This window comes from Pedobacter sp. NJ-S-72, from assembly GCF_053890575.1.
Map to the genome: position 1 here is coordinate 3,955,377 of NZ_CM132681.1, position 23,513 is coordinate 3,978,889.

Annotated in this window: 25 protein-coding genes and 5 pseudogenes; 18 read left to right on the plus strand and 12 right to left on the minus strand. The window is 39.0% G+C overall.

Features of this window, described 5'->3' with window-relative positions:
- Nucleotides 1–20: 20 nt before the first annotated feature.
- The 5 genes and pseudogenes from ACWYN3_RS26180 to uvrB form a co-directional block, all read right to left on the minus strand.
- Nucleotides 21–1,007 (minus strand): hypothetical protein, encoded by a 987-nt coding sequence (locus ACWYN3_RS26180; protein WP_456217011.1) that lies wholly within the window; start codon nt 1,005–1,007, stop codon nt 21–23.
- 2 nt (nt 1,008–1,009) lie between these two features.
- Nucleotides 1,010–1,501, minus strand: a complete 492-nt coding sequence (locus tag ACWYN3_RS26185; RefSeq protein ID WP_456217012.1) for a hypothetical protein — start codon at nt 1,499–1,501, stop codon at nt 1,010–1,012.
- Nucleotides 1,502–1,585: 84 nt separating this feature from the next.
- The gene (locus tag ACWYN3_RS26190; RefSeq protein WP_456217013.1) at nt 1,586–1,855 is read right to left on the minus strand and encodes a DUF4834 family protein; all 270 of its coding nucleotides are present in this window, start codon (nt 1,853–1,855) and stop codon (nt 1,586–1,588) included.
- Nucleotides 1,856–1,991: 136 nt separating this feature from the next.
- A pseudogene (locus tag ACWYN3_RS26195) lies at nt 1,992–2,194 on the minus strand (YwbE family protein).
- Nucleotides 2,194–4,249: pseudogene (uvrB, locus tag ACWYN3_RS26200) on the minus strand (excinuclease ABC subunit UvrB). Before uvrB ends, ACWYN3_RS26195 begins: the two co-directional pseudogenes overlap by 1 nt.
- A gap of 316 nt (nt 4,250–4,565) precedes the next feature.
- On the opposite strand from uvrB, the gene ACWYN3_RS26205 reads away from it, so the two are divergent.
- The 10 genes and pseudogenes from ACWYN3_RS26205 (at nt 4,566) to ACWYN3_RS26250 (ending at nt 10,454) form a co-directional block, all read left to right on the plus strand.
- Nucleotides 4,566–5,039, plus strand: a complete 474-nt coding sequence (locus ACWYN3_RS26205) for a DUF7033 domain-containing protein (RefSeq protein WP_456217014.1) — start codon at nt 4,566–4,568, stop codon at nt 5,037–5,039.
- A 74-nt stretch (nt 5,040–5,113) separates the two neighbouring features.
- Nucleotides 5,114–5,437: a hypothetical protein gene (locus tag ACWYN3_RS26210; RefSeq protein ID WP_456217015.1), complete on the plus strand. Its 324-nt coding sequence runs from the start codon at nt 5,114–5,116 to the stop codon at nt 5,435–5,437.
- Nucleotides 5,427–5,579, plus strand: coding sequence for a hypothetical protein (locus tag ACWYN3_RS26215; RefSeq protein ID WP_456217016.1), 153 nt, complete (start codon nt 5,427–5,429; stop codon nt 5,577–5,579). Before ACWYN3_RS26210 ends, ACWYN3_RS26215 begins: the two co-directional genes overlap by 11 nt.
- The gene (gene upp / locus ACWYN3_RS26220; protein WP_456223158.1) at nt 5,576–6,073 is read left to right on the plus strand and encodes a uracil phosphoribosyltransferase; all 498 of its coding nucleotides are present in this window, start codon (nt 5,576–5,578) and stop codon (nt 6,071–6,073) included. Before ACWYN3_RS26215 ends, upp begins: the two co-directional genes overlap by 4 nt.
- Before the next feature lie 7 nt (nt 6,074–6,080).
- Nucleotides 6,081–6,772 (plus strand): annotated as a pseudogene (locus ACWYN3_RS26225) (YjjG family noncanonical pyrimidine nucleotidase).
- A 246-nt stretch (nt 6,773–7,018) separates the two neighbouring features.
- Nucleotides 7,019–7,363: a hypothetical protein gene (locus ACWYN3_RS26230; protein WP_456217017.1), complete on the plus strand. Its 345-nt coding sequence runs from the start codon at nt 7,019–7,021 to the stop codon at nt 7,361–7,363.
- A 111-nt stretch (nt 7,364–7,474) separates the two neighbouring features.
- Nucleotides 7,475–8,624 (plus strand): annotated as a pseudogene (locus ACWYN3_RS26235) (flippase).
- A gap of 154 nt (nt 8,625–8,778) precedes the next feature.
- Entirely contained in the window at nt 8,779–9,582 is an 804-nt protein-coding gene (locus ACWYN3_RS26240; protein ID WP_456217018.1) for a class I SAM-dependent methyltransferase, read from the plus strand.
- A complete protein-coding gene (locus tag ACWYN3_RS26245; RefSeq protein WP_456217019.1) occupies nt 9,545–10,060 on the plus strand; it encodes a glycosyltransferase in 516 nt (171 codons plus the stop codon). Before ACWYN3_RS26240 ends, ACWYN3_RS26245 begins: the two co-directional genes overlap by 38 nt.
- Before the next feature lie 7 nt (nt 10,061–10,067).
- Complete coding sequence (locus ACWYN3_RS26250; protein WP_456217020.1) at nt 10,068–10,454, plus strand: hypothetical protein; 387 nt, start codon at nt 10,068–10,070, stop codon at nt 10,452–10,454.
- A gap of 127 nt (nt 10,455–10,581) precedes the next feature.
- Here the strand turns inward: ACWYN3_RS26250 and ACWYN3_RS26255 are convergent, their stop codons facing one another.
- Nucleotides 10,582–12,057 (minus strand): ISL3 family transposase, encoded by a 1,476-nt coding sequence (locus tag ACWYN3_RS26255; RefSeq protein ID WP_456217021.1) that lies wholly within the window; start codon nt 12,055–12,057, stop codon nt 10,582–10,584.
- Between the two features lie 191 nt (nt 12,058–12,248).
- Here ACWYN3_RS26255 and ACWYN3_RS26260 point away from each other — a divergent pair, with 191 nt between their 5' ends.
- Entirely contained in the window at nt 12,249–12,716 is a 468-nt protein-coding gene (locus tag ACWYN3_RS26260; protein ID WP_456217022.1) for a helix-turn-helix domain-containing protein, read from the plus strand.
- 179 nt (nt 12,717–12,895) lie between these two features.
- On the opposite strand, the gene ACWYN3_RS26265 is transcribed toward ACWYN3_RS26260, so the two are convergent.
- Nucleotides 12,896–13,612, minus strand: a complete 717-nt coding sequence (locus ACWYN3_RS26265; RefSeq protein ID WP_456223159.1) for a class I SAM-dependent methyltransferase — start codon at nt 13,610–13,612, stop codon at nt 12,896–12,898.
- Nucleotides 13,613–13,986: 374 nt separating this feature from the next.
- On the opposite strand from ACWYN3_RS26265, the gene ACWYN3_RS26270 reads away from it, so the two are divergent.
- The 5 genes from ACWYN3_RS26270 (at nt 13,987) to ACWYN3_RS26290 (ending at nt 16,788) form a co-directional block, all read left to right on the plus strand.
- Entirely contained in the window at nt 13,987–14,490 is a 504-nt protein-coding gene (locus tag ACWYN3_RS26270; RefSeq protein WP_456217023.1) for a hypothetical protein, read from the plus strand.
- A gap of 79 nt (nt 14,491–14,569) precedes the next feature.
- Nucleotides 14,570–15,067, plus strand: a complete 498-nt coding sequence (locus ACWYN3_RS26275) for a glycosyltransferase (RefSeq protein WP_456217024.1) — start codon at nt 14,570–14,572, stop codon at nt 15,065–15,067.
- Complete coding sequence (locus tag ACWYN3_RS26280; RefSeq protein WP_456217025.1) at nt 15,049–15,258, plus strand: hypothetical protein; 210 nt, start codon at nt 15,049–15,051, stop codon at nt 15,256–15,258. Before ACWYN3_RS26275 ends, ACWYN3_RS26280 begins: the two co-directional genes overlap by 19 nt.
- Before the next feature lie 20 nt (nt 15,259–15,278).
- Complete coding sequence (locus ACWYN3_RS26285) at nt 15,279–16,031, plus strand: glycosyltransferase family 2 protein (RefSeq protein WP_456217026.1); 753 nt, start codon at nt 15,279–15,281, stop codon at nt 16,029–16,031.
- A 25-nt stretch (nt 16,032–16,056) separates the two neighbouring features.
- Entirely contained in the window at nt 16,057–16,788 is a 732-nt protein-coding gene (locus ACWYN3_RS26290) for an AAA family ATPase (RefSeq protein WP_456217027.1), read from the plus strand.
- A gap of 2 nt (nt 16,789–16,790) precedes the next feature.
- Here ACWYN3_RS26290 and ACWYN3_RS26295 read toward each other — a convergent pair whose 3' ends face one another.
- The 4 genes and pseudogenes from ACWYN3_RS26295 to typA form a co-directional block, all read right to left on the minus strand.
- The gene (locus ACWYN3_RS26295; protein WP_456223160.1) at nt 16,791–17,555 is read right to left on the minus strand and encodes a serine hydrolase domain-containing protein; all 765 of its coding nucleotides are present in this window, start codon (nt 17,553–17,555) and stop codon (nt 16,791–16,793) included.
- Nucleotides 17,537–18,010, minus strand: coding sequence for a hypothetical protein (locus ACWYN3_RS26300; protein WP_456217028.1), 474 nt, complete (start codon nt 18,008–18,010; stop codon nt 17,537–17,539). Before ACWYN3_RS26300 ends, ACWYN3_RS26295 begins: the two co-directional genes overlap by 19 nt.
- 1 nt (nt 18,011) lies before the next feature.
- Complete coding sequence (locus tag ACWYN3_RS26305) at nt 18,012–18,731, minus strand: 3-ketoacyl-ACP reductase (RefSeq protein WP_456217029.1); 720 nt, start codon at nt 18,729–18,731, stop codon at nt 18,012–18,014.
- A 263-nt stretch (nt 18,732–18,994) separates the two neighbouring features.
- Nucleotides 18,995–20,806: pseudogene (typA, locus tag ACWYN3_RS26310) on the minus strand (translational GTPase TypA).
- Nucleotides 20,807–21,048: 242 nt separating this feature from the next.
- Here typA and ACWYN3_RS26315 point away from each other — a divergent pair.
- Nucleotides 21,049–21,447 carry an NAD(P)H-binding protein gene (locus tag ACWYN3_RS26315; protein WP_456217030.1) on the plus strand — a complete coding sequence of 133 codons (399 nt, stop codon included), beginning with the start codon at nt 21,049–21,051 and terminating at the stop codon, nt 21,445–21,447.
- Nucleotides 21,448–21,718: 271 nt separating this feature from the next.
- On the opposite strand, the gene ACWYN3_RS26320 is transcribed toward ACWYN3_RS26315, so the two are convergent.
- A complete protein-coding gene (locus ACWYN3_RS26320) occupies nt 21,719–22,540 on the minus strand; it encodes an alpha/beta hydrolase (RefSeq protein WP_456217031.1) in 822 nt (273 codons plus the stop codon).
- Nucleotides 22,541–22,790: 250 nt separating this feature from the next.
- Here ACWYN3_RS26320 and ACWYN3_RS26325 point away from each other — a divergent pair, with 250 nt between their 5' ends.
- Nucleotides 22,791–23,498 (plus strand): esterase family protein, encoded by a 708-nt coding sequence (locus tag ACWYN3_RS26325; protein WP_456217032.1) that lies wholly within the window; start codon nt 22,791–22,793, stop codon nt 23,496–23,498.
- Nucleotides 23,499–23,513 lie beyond the last annotated feature (15 nt).

Genomic DNA, 23,513 nt, shown 5'->3' on the forward strand with positions numbered 1-23,513 from the left:
CAGCTCTGCTCTGTCCTGAATCAGAGCGCATTGCCGATCGTAAGTGCAACATTTTTATCGTTATTTACAGCCTGGCTCAGTGTAGCCAGAAAAGCTTCGTGGTCAGACGTTTTGAAACTAAAAAACAAAGTAGGCATAATCGCTATGATCAAGGCGAAACCACCTGTAATCCCCGCAGACCATGTTAGTTTTTTAACCAGATATTTCTCATCGTATTGTCCTTCCTGAGCTTCTTTAACAGCAAGCACCGCTAAGATTGGGAACAAGAGCCCTACTACTGCCAGAATTGATTCTACAGCTCTGAACTTATTGTAGAGTGGTACATAATCGAAGAAGAAATCAGATATAAATGGCAGATTTTTACCAAATGATAAGAATAAGAATAAAATTGTAGTAGATAAGATCCACCATTTGATACGGTTACGCACGATAAACAAACCAAATACAAACAGGAAGCAAATAATTGCACCAAAATAATAAGGGCCGGCAGTTCCTGGTTTATCTCCCCAGTATACTGGCATCTGCGCTGCAAAACCCGCAGCCTGCTCTGGTGAAGCACCAACAGTCTCAATAGCTTTGGCTACGTTTGATTTGCCATCAAGGCGATTAGTTCCGCCACCATATAAATTCGGAATTAAGAAGGTGAAAGACTCACTCACACCCTGGCTCCACTGATAGGCGTATTCTTTTGGAAGTCCGCTATCTGGCTCAGCAGCATCAGCAGTCAGGTTAGATTTACCACGGATTGTTTCTTTTCCATATTCATAAGTAGTCCACAGATTACTTGCGTTAACCATTACTGAAAGCAGTATGGCGACACCTAAAAATCCGATTGCTTTAGAAAGCTCTTTAGTTTTATGCGCTTTGAAAGCGTGATAGATCTCTATTCCGATATAAATTAACAGAGCCAGCAGAAAATAATAAGTCATCTGGATATGGTTCGCCCTGATATTCAATGCCAGAAAAAGCGCTGTTAAACTCGCGCCCAACCAATATTTCCCCCGCATGGTCAGAATAATTCCTGCAAATTGGGGGCAAAGAGACCAATTGCAAGCGCCTTATTACTATGTCCTGCACCAATAATTTGAAAATTATAAGAGGTAAATGCAAATGCGATTGCTCCTGCCGCAGCGAGCCATGGGTTAACCTTCATCACGCAGAAAAGCAAGTAAGCACCTAAAAGGTACATTAATACTGTTCCCACCGGATTAGGCAGAATATCCGTAATCAGCGCTATCCCGTAAGTAGTTAAATTTAGTGGATATTGAACCCAGATCTGGTAAGCGGGCATCCCGCCAAACATCTCGTTTGTCCACAGAGGTCCTTTGCCATCTTTGGCTTTGTACTCCATGATCTCCCTTTGCATGGCTTTAGCCTGCATTACATCGCCTTGAATCGGAACTTTACCCTGTAAAACAGGACTAAAATAGACGAAACATAAAATTACAAAAAATGCACTGATGGCTAAGTGTATGCCATTCCTTTTTAACCAATTGTTCATTAAGGTCTGTTTATATTAAACTAACCCAAAAAATATAAAATTGATACAGATTAGGAAGGAAATATCTCGATTAGCGTGATATTTTTATTTAACCTCCTCGTAATCAACGAAATCACCCAGTTTATCGGCATTTCCCTGTTTAGGCTGTGGCGGTACGTAATCGATTGACAACGAGCCCTCTGGTCTGTTAGACTGACGTTGTTGTTGCTGTTGCTGCTGTTGTCCGGCATAACCTGACGACTGCTGCATTTTCCCGAAGATACTTTTGACCACCAAAGGAAAAATCAGCTTCAAAAGAAGACGGATAATCCAGAGTATCAGTATAGTAAAAAAAAGAAATTTAATTAATCCCATTTATTTATTCAGTTAATCTACAAATATAGACAGAATTCGAGGTGAATAATTACAAAGTCTGTCTGTTTGTTGCACAATAATTACAATTTGTACAGAAATATCATTTTAAATTGTATTAAAGGCTGTTTTTAAAACCTTAATCTTCGTCAACAATCTCTGCAACCCTACTACTACTTGCCCGTCTTCGAGACGAACCTTGATGCCGCGCGAGTGAAACGCGGAGGAAGTCAATAAGTTAGCGACTATTCCCCTGGTCAGCTTCCCGCTGCGCTGATCTTTCTTTAAAATTATATCTACTTCTAGTCCCGGATAGATATCCGATCTGTTTTTTCCGTCCATTATTTAACTTTTTGTTTACCAAATCTTTCTTCAAATACGGTTTCCATTGCGAACATTTCGTCGCGCAGCCTTGCAGCCATTAAGAAATCCATATCCTTAGCTGCTTTAGCCATATCCTTACGTGTCTTATCAATTGATTTTTGCATCTCCGGCTGTGTCATATACTGAACAATCGGGTCTGCCATGATACTTGCCTGGTTAGTTTCCTGGTAAGCATTTTTATGTTCTGTATTTGACGAGAAATCCAATACCGATGTCTGCTCCAGGATAGCCTCCCTGCTTTTTCCTACAGTTTTAGGCGTGATACCATGCTCCGTATTATAAGCAATCTGTCTTTCTCTCTCTGCGACGGTTGGTTTCATCCATAGTTCGGGCCATGGAATCCGTTATTTTATCCGCATAGAGAATCACTCTCCCCCGATCATTCCTTGCCGCACGTCCCACAGTCTGGATCAGTGCACGGTCAGATCTTAAAAATCCTTCTTTATCGGCATCAAGTATCGCAACAAATGATACTTCAGGTAAATCCAAACCTTCTCTTAAAAGATTAATCCCTATCAGTACATCAAATTCTCCTAACCGCAATCCACGCAAAATCTCTACTCTTTCCAGAGTTTTCACTTCCGAGTGGATATAACGGCACTTAATATTCAGCCTGTCCATGTATTTGGTCAACTCTTCTGCCATCCGTTTGGTCAGCGTGGTTACCAGTACACGATCACCCATTTTAATGGTTTTATCTATTTCATCCAGCAAATCATCTACCTGATTAATTGCCGGTCTTACTTCGATCAAAGGATCCAGTAACCCGGTAGGCCGGATTACCTGTTCAACGACAACTCCTTCTGTTTTCTGTAATTCGTAATCTGCAGGTGTTGCACTGACATAAATCGTTTGCGGGGCAAGACTCTCAAACTCCTCAAAATTCAAAGGTCTGTTGTCCAGTGCTGATGGCAGACGGAATCCGTATTCTACCAGTGACATCTTACGGGATCTGTCTCCTCCGTACATCGCCCTGATTTGTGGAACAGTTACATGACTTTCGTCAATAACCATGAGATAATCTTCAGGGAAATAATCCAGTAAACAGAAAGGACGCATTCCGGGTTGACGGCCATCAAAGAATCTTGAATAATTCTCAATACCTGAACAATAACCCAGTTCTTTCATCATTTCTATATCAAAATTGACTCTTTCTTCCAATCTCTTTGCTTCGAGCAATTGCCTGTCTCCTATCAATTGATTTTTACGGACTTCCAGTTCTTCCTGGATTCCCCAGATTGATGAAGTAAATCTATCTTTTGGTGTAACGAACAGATTTGCCGGATAAACGGCCATATCTTCTACTTTTTCTACAGTTTTACCTGTTACCGGATCAATAATACTCAGTTCTTCGATATCATCGCCAAAGAAAGATACCCGGTAGGCCGTATCCAGATAAGCCGGAAAGATATCAACAGTATCACCTTTGACTCTGAATGTTCCCCTTTTAAAATCATTGATAGTCCGTGCATATAAAATCTCAACAAGACTATGCAGAAATGAATTTCTGGAAATCTTTGTACCTACAGCAAACCGGAATACAGAACGGGAAAAATCTTCTGGATTTCCCATACCATAAATGCACGAAATGGAAGACACCACAATTACATCCCTGCGGCCCGACATCAATGCAGAAGTTGTTCTTAGCCTTAGCTTTTCTATTTCTTCATTAATACTTAAATCCTTTTCGATATAGGTATTACTACTTGGCATATAAGCCTCCGGCTGATAATAATCATAGTAAGAAACAAAATAATTGACCTGGTTTTCAGGAAAAAAGTTTTTGAATTTCTCCATATATAACTGAGCTGCCAGGGTTTTATTATGACTCAGAATTAAGGTGGGTTTCTGTGTCTGCTGGATAACATTGGCCACGGTAAACGTTTTACCAGATCCTGTTACTCCCAGTAATGTCTGATAATTTTCATTATTGTTAACGCCTGTAACCAATTGTTCAATGGCGGCTGGTTGATCACCCGTAGGTTTATAATCTGAAACAAGTTGAAATTTCATAGCTATTCAAAGATAACAATTATTGATGTATTGGATTGTCGGGATTATATCCTAAATTTATTGGCATCATGAAATTACTGGTATATGTTCCCATACTTACACCAAGGATTAAGTATGTTTTCAACTTTATTTTCACCGATATCCTCAAAACACAAGCAGGATTTAGTTCTAACGTGCAAGAATTTAAAGCTTCAAAATTACCAAAAATCACTTATTCTAATCTGCCTGTAGCCGACGAGCTTTTTTTTAAAAATTCTGACTTCCTTCTGGAGCATACAATTTTCCGCCAAATATAAAGACCACAACATTTGGAGATATGATTGTCCCTTTTGCAGTTGATAACAGCAGTTTACCCTTTGATGTTTTTGCCGCAGCATTTTATTTTGTCAGCAGGTATGAAGAATATTTGCCTTTTGATAGTGATCCAGAGGGTAATTACCCGGTTGAAGCGAGTTTGCAATTCAAGCTTAAATTGCTGGAGTTCCCGGTTATAGACGGATGGGCGTTAATGCTGAAGAACATACTTTTGAAGCGTTATCCAAAAATGCATTTCGGCCAGCAGAAATTTGAGTTTACGCCTTTAATCTGTATGTACGATGCTCCGGGAATGAGCTCATTTAATATATTTAAACATGCTATTAATTTTTTAAGGAATATCCCTTTTGTTTCCAGACCAAGATCTGCTGAACAAACAAAAGGCAGCGGGTTGTCTTTGTTTCTAAATGCGGAGCATGAAAAATATAAAATAAACCCGGTTTGCTTTTTCAAGCCTTCTGCCCGGAAGATCTGATTTGTGACAGGCAGATATCGTTCCCAAAAAGCTACCTCCAATTACTGAAAAGCGGGATAGTTAAAGATTACAGAATGGGTTATGCCACAACTATCGGTTTCAGGGCTGGCACATGCACCCCATTTTTCTGGTACGACCTTCAATTGGAAAAAACTACGCATTTACAGGTTTATCCAATAGCAATAAATGACGCTATCTTAAGACAGGACAGAACTTTTAATATTGATGAAACACTTTATAAATGGGGCCGGCTGATAGAAAATGTAAAACTGCTCAATGGACATTTTTACATTCTATGGCATAAAGAATCATTGCCTGAATTCGGTAAGGGTAAAGTAGGGAGAAGACTATACACACAATTGTTAAGCAATTTTTTATCTTTGCCAAATGATATTTGACCTGAGTAAAACAAATTCTATTGCGAATATTTTCATCGCAGAATTACGTGATGAAAATATACAAAAGGATACGATGCGTTTCCGTAAAAACCTGGGAAAGACTCGGCGTTTTTTTTCGCCTGGGAAATCAGCAGAAATCTGACTTACAACGATTCAGAAACACAAACTCCGCTTGGTATTGCAAAAACAAAAGCTTTAGCAAACCAACCTGTGCTTGCTACCATTCTGCGCGCCGGATTACCTATGCAGCAAGGTTTACTGAATATCTTTGATCGTGCTGATGCGGCATTTGTGACTGCTTTCAGAAAATCAAATCCTGCAGGGACAATAGAGATCCATGTTGATTATATCTCCTCTCCTGATTTAACTGACAAAGTATTGATCATGGTTGACCCTATGCTGGCCACAGGCTTAAGCATGGTATTATGCTGTAAAGAACTGATGGCGAAATACAAAATTAAAGAATTACATATAGTTGCTGCCATTGCAAGTGCCGAAGGCGTGAGACATGTACGTGCAAACTTACCTAACGCCAAATTATGGTTGGGAGCAATAGACGAGGAAATGACTGTTAAGTCATATATCGTACCTGGATTAGGTGACGCTGGAGATCTTGCTTACGGAACCAAAATCTAAGTATCAGATGATAAAACATATCTTTTTTGATCTGGATCATACGATTTGGGACTTTGATAAAAACGCAAGGGAAACACTAACTGAATTGTATCATCAGTATCAATTGAATTTGCTGGGCCTTCCTGCCTGCGATATATTTATTGATGTTTATACTGAAAATAATCATTACCTCTGGGCTGAATATCATTTGGGGAAGATTACCAAAGAGGTATTAAGAGCTGAAAGATTCAGCAAGACCTTTGCACAACTGGGAGTTTCTCCAGCATTAGTGCCAAAAGACTTTGAAGTAGATTATGTAAATCAGAGCCCAAGGAAAAAGAATCTTTTTGAAGGGTCAGAAAAGGTTCTGACTTACTTACAGCAAAAATACACGCTCCATATTATTTCTAACGGTTTCAAGGAAACGACCCTGACTAAAATGGAAACCTGCAATTTAAACCCTTTTTTTTCGAATGTAATTATTTTTCGGAAGATGTAGGCGTCAATAAACCCGACAGGGCAATTTTCGAGTATGCACTAGATAAAGCGGGCGCTCAAAAACAGGAAAGTATTATGATTGGTGATAGCCTGGAGGCCGACATCCGCGGTGCGCAGGATTTCGGCATCAAAGCTATTTTCTTTAATCCGCTAAATATTGCCCAGCCTGCTGATGTGGAATGGCAAATTTTGCATTTGGAAGAATTGATGCAACATTTTTAGTTATTTACTGTTTTAGACCAGATGGCTGTTTAAATTAAAGATTTAAACAGCTTCTAAAGCTTTGATCTGACCCTATGCGTAATTCTTCTGTATTCTCTTCTCTAAAAAACATTTCGGCAGCCTACAGGGCTATATTAAAGGAAATTCCTGAAGAAAAATTTCAATTAACACCCTCTATTGGCGGATGGTCTTACAGCGAGGTTTATTCACATATTTTTGACATCAGTATACTGACTCTTAAAGAAGTTGAAAATTGTATTATTAGAAGGCGAGGGCATGGTAAAACCTACGGCTTTTATTGTTAAAATGGTTCTATTTTTTGGAAGCTTCCCGCCTAAAGCAAAATATAAAGTCCCTAAAGTATTACTGGGCAGGGAAAAGAAAATAACTAAAACTGCTGCTGAAGATTTTATAGAAAGATTTCTTGAACAGCTGAATATAGTTTATTCACAGCTCCATTTGGCCGACCCTGCTCTAAAAACACGTCATCCCCGTTTAGGCTATTTAAATGCGGAACAATGGTTCCGTTTTACGGAGATTCATTTAAAACATCATTTGAAACAATTAAAGCGAATTGAGAAGAGTTTTTAATTTCACATCTTTGCGCGGATGAAATTACCAGGTTTAAAAGGTTTTGACGAAGAAGCATTTAACAAGTATTTTAAAAATACGGGTTGGCTGATGTTTGGGAAAATTCTGAGCATGGTGATTGGCTTTGTCATTGCAAGGTATCTTCGCGCTTCTTCTTTTGGGGAGCTGAGTTTTGCTGATGCTTTTACCATGATCATAGCTGCTGTCGGTGCTTTGGGCCTGGATACTTTTATCATCAGGGAAATTCTGAATGAGCCACATAAAAAAGATGAGATTCTAGGCACTTCTTTATTGATGCGCCTGGGGGTAAACGCACTATTGATACCAATTACGGCAGGTATTTACCTGCTTTTCCACAATTACTCTGAAAAACCCGGAGATTCACTGACCTGGATTATTTTAATCCTGTCTTTCGCCTCTTTTTTCAAGTCGTTCAATGTCATTGATTCTTATTTTCAATCGCAGGTTGCATCAAAATATGTAGTTAAAGTCCAGAATATCTGTGTCGTGTTATCTGCAATAGTGAAAATTTTGCTGGTTGTTTTTAAAATGCCACTGATCTATTTTGCCGCTTCTTTAACTTTTGACAGTCTTGCACTTGCTTCAGGTTTGGTTTACATGTACCATAAAAGAGGATTTAGCCTGTTTACCTGGACTTTTAGCCGTAAAAGGGCTCAATTTATTGAAACAATCTTTCCCGCTCATTCTTTCGGCAGTGATGGTTTCTATCTATATGAAGATTGATCAGGTCATGTTAAAGAGTGTCGGCAGTGTAGAGGTCGGAATCTATAGTGCTGCCGCAAAAATCAGTGAAGCCTGGTTTTTTATTCCCGTAGCCATCGTAACGTCTGTATTTCCAGCTTTAATCCATGCCCGAAAAACTGACATGGGCAGATACATGAAACGATTAAGAAATTTATATGATCTGCTTGTATTTATTAGCTTGCCAGTGGCTATAGTGATCACCTTTCTCGCTCCGTTTATTATTCAGCTCCTTTATGGGGATACTTATAATGGTGCCGGGCAAATGTTAGCCATACATATCTGGTCAGGCCTGTTTGTCTTTTTGGGTAGTGCAAGCTCACAATATTTACTGGCAGAAGGTTATACGATGATTTCTTTCCAGCGAACAGCAATGGGTGCTGTAGTCAATATCTTACTTAATTTATGGCTGATCCCTAAAATGGGGGGGTGCAGGCGCGTCTGTAGCCACCTTAATAGCCTGTGCAGTCAGCGCTTTTTATCTTTTATTCATTCCTAAAACCAGGGGACAGGGTATAATGATGTTAAAATCATTATTTTTGTTTACTGTGTTTCAAAAAATATTCAAACGCCAGGAAAATTTACCGCATGCATAGCTTGCCTCAATTTTTTATACATCAAACCTTATTTACACCTAAAAAAGACCTTTTGCTATGTTAAGCGACGAAGTAAAATCAGCATACGACAATTTCTATACACAGACCGACACGACCTGGCGCATGCTGGGTGCAGAAGCCAAAGCAACAAATATTATGGATGTTTGTAAAAGTATCCAGCCTGACAAAGTATTGGAAGTAGGTGCCGGAGACGGGAGTATTCTTCATTTTTTAAATGAATGGAACTTCGGTAAAGAACTCTATGCGCTGGAAATTGCGGATACGGGTGTTTCTTTAATTAAAAGCCGTAACCTAAGCCGCTTAAAAGAAGTGCAGAGCTTTGACGGATATAAAATCCCTTATTCAGATAATGAATTTGACCTGGTAATTTTAGCGCATGTACTTGAACATGTGGAGCATGAACGTATCTTAATCAGGGAATTAAAACGGGTAGCTAAAAACTTAGTGATCGAAGTTCCTCTGGACTATCGTTTTGGTGTGGATAAAAGGATGAAACATTTTCTGGATTATGGCCATATCAATATGTATACGCCAACTGCAATACGCTTCCTTCTACAAAGTGAGGGTTTAGAGATTATTGAGGACAAAGTTTCAATGACGCCTACATCAACAATTAAATTCAATCAGTTCATCAACAATAAAAAACCAAAAACTTTTTCTAAGGTCTTAAGAATAGAACTGGAATATAGAATCAAAAAGATTTTCGGAAATCTATTGGGTACAAAAAAGCAGGAACAATATGGAAATGCTTATACCGTTTTAACCAAAAAATCAAGTCAGACTCTTCAAAATATTTTAATCCATGCAGATCTTCGCTCCTATCGCCTTATTCGTTTATAACAGACCTAAGCATACTGAACGTACGCTTAAGTTTTTAAAACAGAATGAACTGGCAACCGAAACCCGGTTATTCATTTTCTCCGATGGCGCGAAAACGCCGGAAGACGAAGAAAATGTAAAGGAAGTAAGGGAACTACTGAAACATATTGATGGATTTAAATCTGTTGAGATAATTGAAAGAAAGCAAAATATGGGACTCGCTGAGTCTGTAATTGCGGGAGTTACCAGATTGGTAAAGGACTATAAACAGGTTATTGTTTTTGAGGATGACCTGGTGAGCTCACCTTATACACTGACTTATTTCAATGATGCACTGAACCGTTACCGCAAGGAAAAAAAAGTAATGCACATTGGTGCTTATATGTATCATCTTAAGGAGAATACGTTGCCGGAATCTTTTTTTTTTTTACAGAGCGGCAACAAGCTGGGGATGGGCAACATGGGAAAGAGCATGGGATCATTTCGAACCGGATATTGACAAGTTAATGAAACAGTTTGATGCAAAGAAAAGAGCCGATTTTTCTATTGAACATCAAATGAACTTCTGGAAACAGATGAAGGATTTTAAAAATGGAAAGAATAATTCATGGGCGATCAGATGGTACGCTTCTATCTTTTTAAAGGGAGGGTTAACGCTTAATCCAAGCCAATCGCTGGTGAATAATATTGGTCATGATGGTACTGGGGTACATTCCGGAATAAATGACATTTATAATGTGATTATTAACCCGAAACCGGTAAAGGTTTTTCCGGAGGTAATTGCAGAGAATAAAGTAGCCTACGAAGCAATCAGAGACTTCCTGAGTACGAGAAAGGGAAGTCTCCTGGAAAGAGTGAGGAGATATCTAAAAGAGATGAGGCTTTTCAGGTAAAAGGGAGGGGTTCTTCTCTTGGGAAAAATAAAAAGCCATCACTAATTCCGACCCGCGTTGACGGGGTCAACAATGGGGTTCTTCGTCATTTTGGTGAATTATGCTGACTTTGTGAGAACCATTTTTCTCAACAACTGAAAGCCTGCCCTGCCGTACATTTTTTTTTGATGTTTTTGATTCGGTTTACCTGTCCTTCAACTTGTCCGTTACTTATAGTTGTTATCACTGCATTATTTACCGCCTCGTAGTCCTTCATTAGATTTTTGGCAAAGTTCTTCAGTCCACACTCAGATTTTAGCGCCTCCTCAATCCATTTTTTCAGCATTCCATCCTCCTTGGCAACAAAGAGATGTTTAAAGCCTTTTACCAGTTGCTCCATTTGTTTTATCTGTGGTAGTTTTTCAAATAGTAATTTCAAAAAGTCTTTGTCATCATTTCCCTTAAGCTGGTCTGGTTCCATATATAGCATCAGAGACAGCCTGGTAGGCGACCAAGTCTTAATCGGCACCGGATAAAGAGGTTTTAATCGAGGGAGCGATTGGGTGTTATAAAGATCATTCATCTTAGCGCAAAACTGCGTGTACTTCCCGTTAAATCCCATCTGCATTATGGTTTTATGCAGTTCCCGGTACGTTTTATTCCTATTATGTTCCTGCAAAAGAAAATCTAGGAAAGCTTCCAGATTGGTTGAAGTCCTGGATTGTCTTTTCCCAAGCTGTTCCATGAGTATGTACTTCCTGACCGTTCCTCGTGCCAGTTTTGTGGTTCTAGCAATTTGCTTTATAGCAACACCATTGCTGCGTAGCTCTTTAACTTTCTCGAACTTATGTAGCCTGTCAACGCTAATATTAGCGGTTGAGACGTTCGGTTCTGTAATTTCCAGCGTACCTGGAGCTGGTTGTTCAAGTTCAACTGGTGTAGAAGTTCCTCTTTTCGGATCATTATAAAGGGTAAATATTTCCCTCAATTCTTTTCCTTTTGATTGAAAGATCCTCTTGGTTGCTTCTCCAAGGTTCATCAGCAAATGAAAGCGGTCTGCAACCTGGCTGGCAGCAGGTGCGCCAGTTTTCACGCCTAAAGCGTATGGACCGTACCGGTCTCTCGAAACTATTTTTATTTCCGGATGCTTCCTGAGCCATTCTGCAAGAGTACCTGACTCTCGGTCAGGCAGCAAGTCTATTACTTCTTTTCTTTCTAGATCAACAATAACAGTTCCGTAAGTCTTTCCTTTTTTGAATGCCCAGTCATCTACGCCGATTATACCAGATGTTAATGCCTTAGGCTGGATCTCAATCCTTTTGATCACACGCAATATAGTGGTTGGGCTAACAGGTACGCCAACATAGCGACTGATTGCAGCACCTGTATTTCCACCCAGCTCAAGTGCCATCCGCTTAAGAAGGTCATTCGAACGAACCATTCTTCTGTAGTAAGGTCTGATTTCACAATCGAAGCGTTCAGTAAATACTTTTCTCGGGCATACCGCATTATCACAAAAGTATTTCCTCGCTTTGAGCTTAACTTTGGCCATGTGTCCGGAAATAGGTAGATCTAAAAGGGTTCTGGAATACCTGCTATGGGATTCTATTGCTTGTTTTGCCACAAATGGGACAAGCCGAATATTTTTGACAAACAGAAGTATGAATATAAAGTACTCCTGGTTCTGAATAGATTGTTTCAGCTTTTAGCTGTAAATTAGAAGGAAGGATAAACTGTGATATCATAAGACAATAGTATATTATAAAATTACACATATATTATACTTATATTTGTCTTTATTAAAAGAAAAATATAGTGGGAAAATCTGTATTAAAAGTTCAGCGATCGGAAGCTGGAGAGATAAAGAAACTATTAAATACAAATGACGCTTACACTGTAGGTGTAAGGTTATATTTGGTATACCTAGTTGCTTTAGGTCATTCAAGTAGGAAGCTATCTGAACTTCATAATATAAGTTTCAAGCAAATAACCAATTGGGTACATAGATTTGAACAAGAGGGAATTGAAGGCCTAAAAGATAGAAAGGGACGTGGCAGACGTAGTGCACTATCAGATGAACAGTTAGACAGGATTAAAGAACTGGTGCTAAAAGAAGCTCCGGAGAAATACGGCTTTCAATCAGAAAAATGGACAGGACCGCTATTGGCGCAATGGATCAAGAAGGAATACGGCTTGGAATATCAAAAAGCACAGATATACAATCTTCTAGAAAAAGCGGGAATCGCCTTTAAAAAAAGATCTGGACTAGTTTTAAAAGTGTAATTATTTAATAAACTTTCACCAAAAGTGACGAAGAACCAACAATGGTCGGAATTAGTGATGGCTTTTTATTTTTTTCACATTTGTCTATCTCCTCTTTTACTGCTGCTAAGCAGACGTACTTTTAGATAAGCTCTGGGGTTGTTGTGCCGGGTGCAGAATTGAAGTTATGCATTAGTGCATTACTTTTGTTTTCTAGCCTCAAGGATGATATATGGAGAGAGTTGGCGAGAGTTGAACGGGAGTATTTTTGTGAATACTTTACCAGTTAACCAAATAAACTTTTTTAGGAGCTTCACTCCGGCTGATCTTTGTTTTTCGTTCTCAGCCCAGATGCTGAAATTTCCAAAGTATTTTGACTGGATGACTTCAAGACCTGCTTTCCTGCAAATTGCGGCAAGAAGGTCTGGATCCATACAGCTGATGTTGTGTTTGTCGTAATTGGCGCGATCAAAGTTCTTTTGGAACCACCCGTTTACGGCTTTGAAGTTAGGAAGGGTAATGAAAAGGGTTCCTCCGGGTTTCACAAAGTCTATGTGTCGCTGGATGATGTCGGCGGTATCGTTGAAGTGCTCGATTAAGCCGCAGGATAGAACAAGATCGTACTGCTGGGTTTCTTTATGGTTGAAGAGGTCGGTTTCGATGATGTGGATATCGCTTTCACTCAGGCCATTGGCTTTAAGCAGGTCGTGGGTCACAGGCTGATGAACAAAGTAATCCAAAAGGGTGACGTCTAGTTTAAGGTACTTTTTAAGGAAGACTGCATAATAGCCCGGGAAACCACCGAGTTCTATGGCGGTTTTTACTTTTTGGGTACCGGCTATGGCAGCAAAGTTCCTTATGGAACAAGTAGTTTGCTGGAATACTGACGGACAATCCTGTTTTACTTTCCCAATAATTCACCCAAAATTGTCTGTCTGTCAAAAGGTTATCCATGTTTATTTGCTTTTCTTGTTTTTTTTTATAGTTTTGATCTTCTGCTAAATAACGTCAAATTCTGGTACTAGAGTTTATGGATCTGGCGTTATGGAAGAAAAATATGTCTCAATTGTTTATTTTGGGAGTTGTAAAAATATGATAAAATTATTTATAGGCTCTAATAAGGATAACAATTATACGTAATTTTGATCTGTTGAAACCATCATGTGCAGCACGACACAGACCAAAATGAACTAAATCATGTAGCACATGATAGCTTCAATACCTTTGAAACCACGCTTGCTCCTGAGAACCATTAAAAACTTAAACAGCACGAAAAAACAAATTTACACTATTGAAAATAATCCATTTAAATACATACGAAGGAAACGGAGGCGCTGGAAGAGCTTGCTCAGGGTTAAGTGATGCACTTCAGGAAAGTGGCGTCGAATCCCGCGTGATGGTGTATTACCAGTTTAAGGAAAGTAAGAAAGCTGATTCATTCAGTCGCACGCCTTTCCAAAAAGGGAAAGCTATTTTTAATATTCTTTCAGAAAGGTATTTAGCAAAGGGTCTCACCAAAGCTCTTAAAACGCCTTTCTCTTTACAATGGTTTGGTCGTTCTGTAATTTCTAATAAGGCTTTGAAAGAAGCTGATCTGATTCATATTCACTGGATTAATCATGGGTTTTTAAGACCAAAGGATCTCGCTGAACTGGAAGAACTGGATAAGCCTATTGTATGGACTTTCCATGATAGCAATGCTTTTACGGGCGGTTGTCATGTACGTTACTCCTGCGAGAATTTTCATAAACAGTGTGGGTTTTGTCCGCTGCTGAAAATGAGCGGCAAAAAATGATATTTCTCACAGAAACTGGTTAAGCAAAAAAAAGGGATACGCCAATTTGGGTTTTCATATCGTTGCACCTAGTAACTGGATGGCCAAATCGGTTAAATTCAGCAGCTTGATGGGCGCAAGGGAAGTTACTGTAATCCCAAATACAATTGAAACGAAGGTTTTTAAGCCTTACGTGAAAGCTGAAGCTAAAAAATTATTAAATATTGCTCCTGAGAAATTTGTTCTGATGAGTGGTTTTATGCCTTCTGCAAATGATAAGCATAAAGGTACATCTTACCTGATCGACGCGATGAATGATCTGTCTAACAGACCAGGTATCGTGAAAGAGAATATAGAGCTGCTGATTTTCGGGAATAAAGAAAACGCCGATATGCCTGTTTTCCCCTTTAAGACGACTTTCCTGGGCAAAATAGATAATGATGTTCACCTTGCCAAATGCTATTCTGCCGCTGACGCGTTTATTACAGCTTCTCTGGAAGACAATCTTCCTAACACTGTTATGGAGAGTCTGGCTTGCGCGACACCTGTAGTGGCCTTTAAAACCGGTGGAATTCGGATATGGTGGAGCATCTTGTGAATGGTTATCTGGCAGATTATGAATCCTCAGAAGATCTTGCAACAGGCATGGAGTGGTTATACCATGAGGAGAGTGCCGCTGCAATTCAAAAACAAGCCAGGTTAACGATACTTACTCATTTTTCGGAAGAGGTAATCGCTGATAAGCACATCAATTTATATCAATCCCTGATCAATTTACATCCACATTAATCAATTATACTTTATCCTTCATGTTGCAGCCAAAACTTAGTGTCATCACCATCGTATATAATAATGTAAGGGATATCGAGCGCACTATGCTTTCTGTATTAAATCAGACGTATCCGAATATTGAATATATCATTATTGATGGCGCTTCAACGGATGGGACAAAAGATATTATCTATAAATACAAATCCAGGCTCAGCCAGTTTATTTCCGAAAAAGATAAAGGGATCTATGATGCCATGAATAAAGGGTTGAATCTTGCCACGGGCGATTATATCCTGTTTATGAACTCTGGAGATGAAATTTATGCTCCCGAAACGGTGACTGAAATATTTGATACTGCCCCTGGTGCTGACATTTATTATGGGGAGACGGAAATGTTTGATGATAACTGGAAAAGTTTAGGACAAAGAAGACACCGTGCCCCTGAATGTTTTAGCTGGCGCAGTTTTAAACACGGAATGAGTATTAGTCATCAGGCTATTTATGTGAAACGCAGTTTAGCTGAACCGTATGATTTGAAGTATAAATATAGTTCAGATATTGACTGGATTATTAAAGCAGCAAAAAAGGCATCGAGCATTGTGAATACACAGCTTTATGTAGCTAAATACCTGGTTGGCGGTATCTCCAAGCAAAAACATCTGGCTAGTTTAAAGGAACGGTTTCGCATATTCCATAAATATTACGGGCTCATTCCTAACCTGGTTAATCATTTCTGGATCGCTGTTAACCTGACCCAGTATTATGTGAAACATAAGAAAACCAATGACTAGCTTTAATTTTTCACACTCCTGATTCATGCCGTTTCTATCTCATATATCACTGCCCAAAATTGCAATTGAAGAATATCCTTTCTCTATTCCGGCTTTTAAGGGTGGATTGGATCTGACACTGTATAATAATGTCACTTTCTTTGTCGGGGAAAATGGTTCTGGAAAATCAACTTTAATGGAAGGTATTGCAGAACAATGCGGATTTAGCTTACGCGGAGGAAATCGCAATCATAACCTGAATACAGAAGGGGTATTTGATGGCTACGAAACACCGTTAACTTCACATTTAACTTTGGGATGGACTCCAAAACGCATAAATCAAGGCTTCTTTATGCGTGCAGAAAGCTTCTTTAATTTTGCTGATTATATCGATGAGATTGCTACAGAAGACGGAAGTATATTAGGTGCTTACGGTGGCAAGTCACTTCACGAGCAATCACACGGGGAGTCATTCCTATCTCTTTTTACGAATCAGTTTCGCAATGGTATTTATATACTGGATGAGCCTGAGGCTGCGCTGTCTCCAAACAGATTAATGACTTTTATGTCTATTATTAATAAACTGGAAAAGTCAGGGAGGGCGCAATTTATAATTGCAACACACTCGCCCATGCTACTCTGTTATCCGGATGCCAGCATCTTCAGTTTTAATGAAAATGGACTGGAAGAAATGGGCTGCAAAGATACTGAGCACTATCAATTGACTAGAAGTTTTCTGGATAACCCGGATGCTTATTTCCGTTTCTTATTTGAATAAATTTACTGACTAATCGCTGATTCTGAAGGTGGGTTCTTTGGGTAAGCAAATGGCAAACCCGACAAATACCGGCTAATTTTTCTAAAGGGATACCCTCCTGCCCCTTTGCCCGAAAACTGAACAATGATAGTGTGGGTTAAAGGATCAATATATAATCTTTGTCCTCTCATTCCTTCTGCTGCAAAATCTCCGGCTACACCCTGCTGAGGTACCCACCATAAATAGTGATGTGCTGACTTCTGCCAGCCTTTCGAGTTCGCGGGCGCACTATTACCTAAATTAACAGATTGATTAACCCAGTCTGCTGAAATGACCTGATTTCCTTTATATTTACCTTTATTCAAATACAAACGACCAAGTTTTGCTAAATCTATAGCCGTTGACTGGAATCTGCTGGCAGTATTCGCCAACCCGTTTTCATGATCCAGTCCAAAACCCGCCGGATAGGCAGTTCCTATCTTTTTCCAGATTTTATCCTGAAAGTAAACTGCTGCTTTCTTCCCGGTTGCATTTTCCAAAGCCCAGGTCAGCAGAAAAGCATCTATACTTTTATACTTCCAGACTGTGCCAGGGGGATTAACAGCTTTCACTTTAATCAATTCCTTCTTGATATCGTCTGTATAATAGTATTTCGCTTCATCTGATAAAAAGGCTGATACAATACCTCCGTAAACATCTTTAAATTCCAGACCGGACTTCATATCCAGCAGGTTCTTTAAAGTGATTTCCTCAAATGCAGGGTTTACCTTTAGTTCTGGAACACATATTTAATCAGCTTATCATCGAGGCTTTTAATTTTCCCTTCTGCCAGGCTCTCACCAGCCATGATAGAGACCATGGTTTTGGCTACGGAGAAAAGTGTGGTAAGCGTGGTATCACTATATCCGGGAGCGAACTTCTGATAGATGATCGTGTCATTCCTGATCACCATGAAAATGTTCGCTTGCCCCTCTTTAAGATAGGTTGTAAAGGGAACGGATTCATTTTTCCAGTTCAGCACTTGCACAGTATCCAGATCATCTCTGTTTACCGCAGCTTTTACAAAATGAAAAGCGGTATCTGAAGGCTGGATTATGGCTTGCGGGAATATTTTATAAGTATTAGCATCCGGAGACTGATACCTCATAACACGCACCAGTTCGGGGCGCCAGGTAAACAGAACTGCAAAAAGAAGAATAATTAATAGAAATATAGCCGCAAGCCAGTATAGAATCCGTTTCATATTATGGGTTTTGTAGACCAGCTTCTTCAGCTTCTTTCACAAAAACTCTCCGGTTTAATTTCAATTGACTAACTACTAATTCGGCAAGGTCTTCGGGCTGCATAACCTTATCCGGATTTCCATCAGTAAGCTTCAGTTCTTTCGCTAAATCAGTAGCTACAGTGCTTGGAGTCAAAGTGGTTACTCTGATATTATGTTTACGGACTTCCTGCATTAACGATTCAGAAAGACCGATTAATCCAAATTTAGAAGCACTGTAAGCACTTGTTACTGCGGCTCCGCGCTGACCTGCAGTAGATGATATATTCACAATATCCCCGGTTTGTCTTTCTATCATTTCTGGCAGAATTGCACGGGTTACATAATAAACACCAAATAAATTGACTTTTACAATCTCTTCCCATCTGGCTGGCTCTAACTCCATGAATGAACCAAATGTGCTGGTACCAGCATTATTGATTAAAATATCAATTACGCCCAGATCAGATTTCACTTTTGCAACAGCAATATTTACAGAGTCGATTGAAGATACATCTACTGTAGCGATTGCGGTTTTCACATTAAAAGTTTTTAACTCTTCTGCCAGATTTTGCAAGTCAGATTCTGTTCTTGCAACCAACCCCACATTCACACCCTCCTGAGCAAGGGCTATGGCCAATGCACGACCAATTCCTTTACCAGCACCTGTAATCAGTGCATTTTTTCCTTTTAATGATTCCATGATCCAATTTTATTGAATTACAAAACTAAGAAATTTTAAAATACAAGTGCCCTTTTAAGCTTTAATACAAAAAAGGTTTGGTCACTATTTCACAAAATTCACGCACTATCTATTTAATATATAAATAAAATAGATTTCATCTATAATACAGACAATTTATATATTTCGAAGGACAACCCGGCAACAGGTTCTTTTTGAATCCGCTTAAAAAAAAAAAAAACCCGTAAGCAAATGCTTACGGGCTTCATATTATGAATAAGGTATTAGAAATTTTTACCTTTTATTTTACGTTCTGATTCTGTTAAGTGAATTTTACGTAAACGCATACTTACTTAACGGAGTGATTTCAATGTACTCATCAGCCTGGATGTATTCCATTGCTTCTTCCAGAGAGAACTTAATTGCCGGAGCAATACGGTTACTATCATCTGTACCTGATGCACGCATGTTAGTTAAAGCTTTTCCTTTAACAATGTTTACTACTAAATCATTATCACGGATGTGCTCACCCATAATCTGACCTTCATAAACATCCACACCCGGATCAACGAAGAAACGACCACGATCCTGTAATTTATCAATTGAATAAGCTGTTGTGCTTCCTTTTTCCATAGAAACCAATACACCATTCAATCTTCCAGGAATAGTACCTTTCCAAGGCTCATAAGCTTTGAAACGGTGAGCCATAATCGCTTCACCACCTGTAGCAGTTAAGACGTTATTTCTCAATCCAATGATACCACGTGCAGGGATTTCAAACTCTAAATGCTGTAAATCTCCTTTTGGCTCCATGATCAGTAATTCACCTTTACGTTGAGTAACCAATTCAATTATTACCTTACCAGCAACTTCACCCGGTACATCTACGATCAGTGTTTCAACCGGCTCACATTTTTTACCATCAATTTCTTTGATAATAACCTGTGGCTGTCCTACCTGAATTTCGTATCCTTCGCGACGCATAGTCTCGATTAATACTGATAAATGCAGAATACCTCTTCCGTATACTAAATAAGCATCAGGAGATTCAGTTTCAACAACTTTCAACGCAAGATTTTTCTCCATCTCTTTGTACAAACGTTCTTTGATACGTTGAGATGTAACAAATTTACCTTCTTTACCAAAGAATGGTGAGTTGTTGTTGATTGAAACAACATGTTCATAGTCGGCTCATCAATTTTGATTACTGGTAATTGCTCAGGAGCTTCAAAATCAGCAATTGTATCACCGATATCAAATCCATCAATACCTACAACAGCGCAGATATCACCTGAACTTACTTCAGTTGTACGAATTTTACCTAATCCTTCGAAAGTGTATAATTCTTTTACTCTCTTGATTTTACCATTTTACCATCGCGTTTGATTAAAGTAACAGGTTGGTTTTCTTTAATTGATCCGCGGTGAACACGTCCAACTGCGATACGACCTACGAAAGATGAATAATCTAACGAAGTGATCTGCATTTGTAAAGTTCCTTCAATTAGTGGTGGAGCTGGAATGTTAGCAACAACTGCATCTAATAAAGGGAAAATATCTGTAGTTGGTTTAGTGTAATCAGTACTCATCCATCCTTGTTTAGATGAACCGTAGATTACAGGAAAATCCAACTGATCTTCTGTAGCTTCAAGGTTAAAGAACAATTCAAAAATCTGCTCATAAACCTCTTCAGGACGACAGTTTTCTTTATCAACTTTATTTACAACAACAATAGGTTTCAAACCTAAAGCCAAAGCTTTTTGAGTCACGAAACGAGTTTGAGGCATTGCACCTTCAAACGCATCGCATAACAACAATACACCATCAGCCATTTTTAATACACGTTCAACTTCCACCGAAATCGGCGTGACCAGGTGTATCAATGATATTAATTTTAATATCCTTATACATTACTGAAACGTTTTTGGAAACGATCGTAATACCACGTTCTCTTTCCAGGTCGTTATTGTCAAGTATTAAGTCACCTGTTTGCTCGTTGTCACGAAAAATAGAACAAGTGTGTAAAATCTTATCAACCAATGTAGTTTTACCGTGGTCAACGTGTGCTATAATAGCTATGTTTCTTATTTTTTGCATAAAATGCGCCTAAATTTTGGCGCAAAGATAACGTAAATAATTGATATATCAGCCTATTACCTAGGACTATGTCAATATATTTCGCATAAAAAGCAATCCAGACATTAAATTTCTTTTCATCTTATTAAAAGACAATTATGTAACAAATGTGTCTAATCCGCAAAGAAAGAAATTGATAACACCTATTTTCACACAGAAAATTTATATTTAAAACTAAGCCGAAGCGGAATTTTATGACAGAGATGAACAGGAAAGCAATACTACTGGTTGGCGCAAGCGGATCTATAGGCCGTAGTTTATTGCAGGATTTATTAAATGATAGCCACTATACAGAGGTACTGGTTTTAGTACGCAAAAAATTAAGTATTGAACATCCTGAATTAAATCAGCTGGTCATAGACTTCAGCCGCATCAGTGAATATTCGGCAGAGATTAAAGGAAATGCCGTTTTCTGCTGTCTTGGAACAACAAAAAGCCAGACCCCGGACGAAAACCAATATCGCATGATAGATTATCAGTACCCACTGGATATCGCCTGGATGGCTCATACCAATGGTGCAGATAGCTACCATCTGGTATCTGCAATGGGCGCAGACAAAAATTCCTCATTTTTTTTTACAATAGAACTAAAGGAGAAGTAGAACGCGATCTTAAAGCCGTTCCATTTAAAAGCATTCATATTTACCGCCCATCTTTACTAGACAGCAAAAGACCTCAAAAACGCTTTGGGGAAAGCGTTCTGAATAACCTGATGCATCTGATTAATCCTCTCCTCTGCTGATTGGCAAATGGAAAAAATATAGAAGTATTAAAGCAGAGTCTGTAGCAAAAGTTATGCTGGCACAATCATTAAATAATCAAAAAGGAATATTTATCCATCAATCAGATCAGATTCAGGCCTTAAGCGACGTCCTATAAAAACGTTTTTCTGGCAAAAGCCCAGCATAAAAATGAGGGCAGCGCTTTAGCCCAGGTAGCCACATTATGCTGGCCACCTACCATTTCGTAATAGAAGATATCATCTTGTCTTTTATATCCCTTTTTGGTTAATTCTTTGATCACATCAATTGTATCATCAATAGAATCAATGATAAAATTACGGTTACGGTCAGCTGTCTCATCTTCTGTCCCGGTCATTAACCAGAATTTAACTGAAGGCTGCCCTTCGGTTTCCCTGATGACCTGGTGCATAATTCTGTCTTCATCTGTATAACCGTCTTTCAGATCCTTTTTCCGCCACCAAAAAGAACCTGAGAAGACACCAACGGTATCAAAGAAACTATCATTCTTCCAGACGATATCAAAAGCGGTCAACCCTCCTAATGAACATCCGGCAAACGCACGTTTACCTAAAAAAGGCATTCCGCTTTCCTTTTCAATAAATGGGATTAATTCTAAAGTGATGAATTTAGAATAGTTATCAGCCCTGCCCCCTCTTCCTGCAAAATCAGGAACACCTGCAACTCCATATTCCAGCAACCGCTCAGCTGATGCTTTAATAGCGACAACAACTACAGGCTCAATTTTTTGTTCTTCGTATAAATTATCGAGTGTTTCTTTCAGTTCCAGCCCGGCAACATCCTGTCCGTCGTTTAACAGTAACAAATTTAACTTTTCATTGCCCAGTAAACCTGAAGGGTAAAATATTTCTATTTCCACTACCCGCTGCAAATGAACGGACGCTAACTGACGGCTGACGGGGTTTACCCCAAGAATTGACACAGTACTATACATAATTCAACGAATTCCCTTTCTCACAAATTCTTTGCAAATTTAACAATCTCTATAATATTATTAGTTATCTTTTTCGCTAAAGCATCCTCAGGTCCGGACAGATCAGGCTTATTATCATTATTCGGTTGATCTTTTTAAGCCAAAACCTATACAGATATAATTAATTGTTTATCAGTAATAATAAATCGACAAAACCTTTTGCGGTTTGAATGGGTTTTAGCTATATTCAGTATATCAAAAGGGGGAATTCGTGAAAGAAGAATACAAAAAATGGTACAGCCCTAACTTAAGCGGCGAGATAGAACTTCTGATTTACGGGCACAGCGGATATCCTGTTTTTCTTTTCCCTACAAGTAAAGGCCGTTATTATGAGACAAAGGACTTTGGTCTTATTGCTTCGGTACAGCATCTGGTTGAGGATGGAAAAGTCAAAAAAATATATTGCCCGGACAGTGTTGATGCACTGAGCTGGTACAATAAATCCATTTCTCCGGGAGACCGGGCAAGGAATCATAGCTGGTATGATAAAATGCTGGCTGAAGAACTCTTTCCGCTGGCAGTAAATGAAACCGGATACAAAAAGGTAATCACTTCCGGTTGTAGCTTTGGCGGTTATCATGCAGCAAATTTCGCATTCAAACATCCTTCTTTAGTCAGTCACTTGTTTAGTATGAGCGGGACTTTTGATATCAGTCCACAGGTTGATGGCTTTTATGATAGTGATATTTATTATAATAACCCTGTTGATTTCCTCCCTGCTGATCAGGATCCTGATCTTTGGAAATTAGCCATCATACTGGGCACTGGTGACAGAGACATTTGTAAACCGTTTAATGAACGGTTATCAGGAATCCTTGATCAAAAAAACATAAAGCACTGGCTGGATATCAGGCCTGACGCCGATCATGACTGGCCAGTCTGGCGCGAACAATTCCCAGAATACCTATCAAAAATATAAACAAGATCATATAAG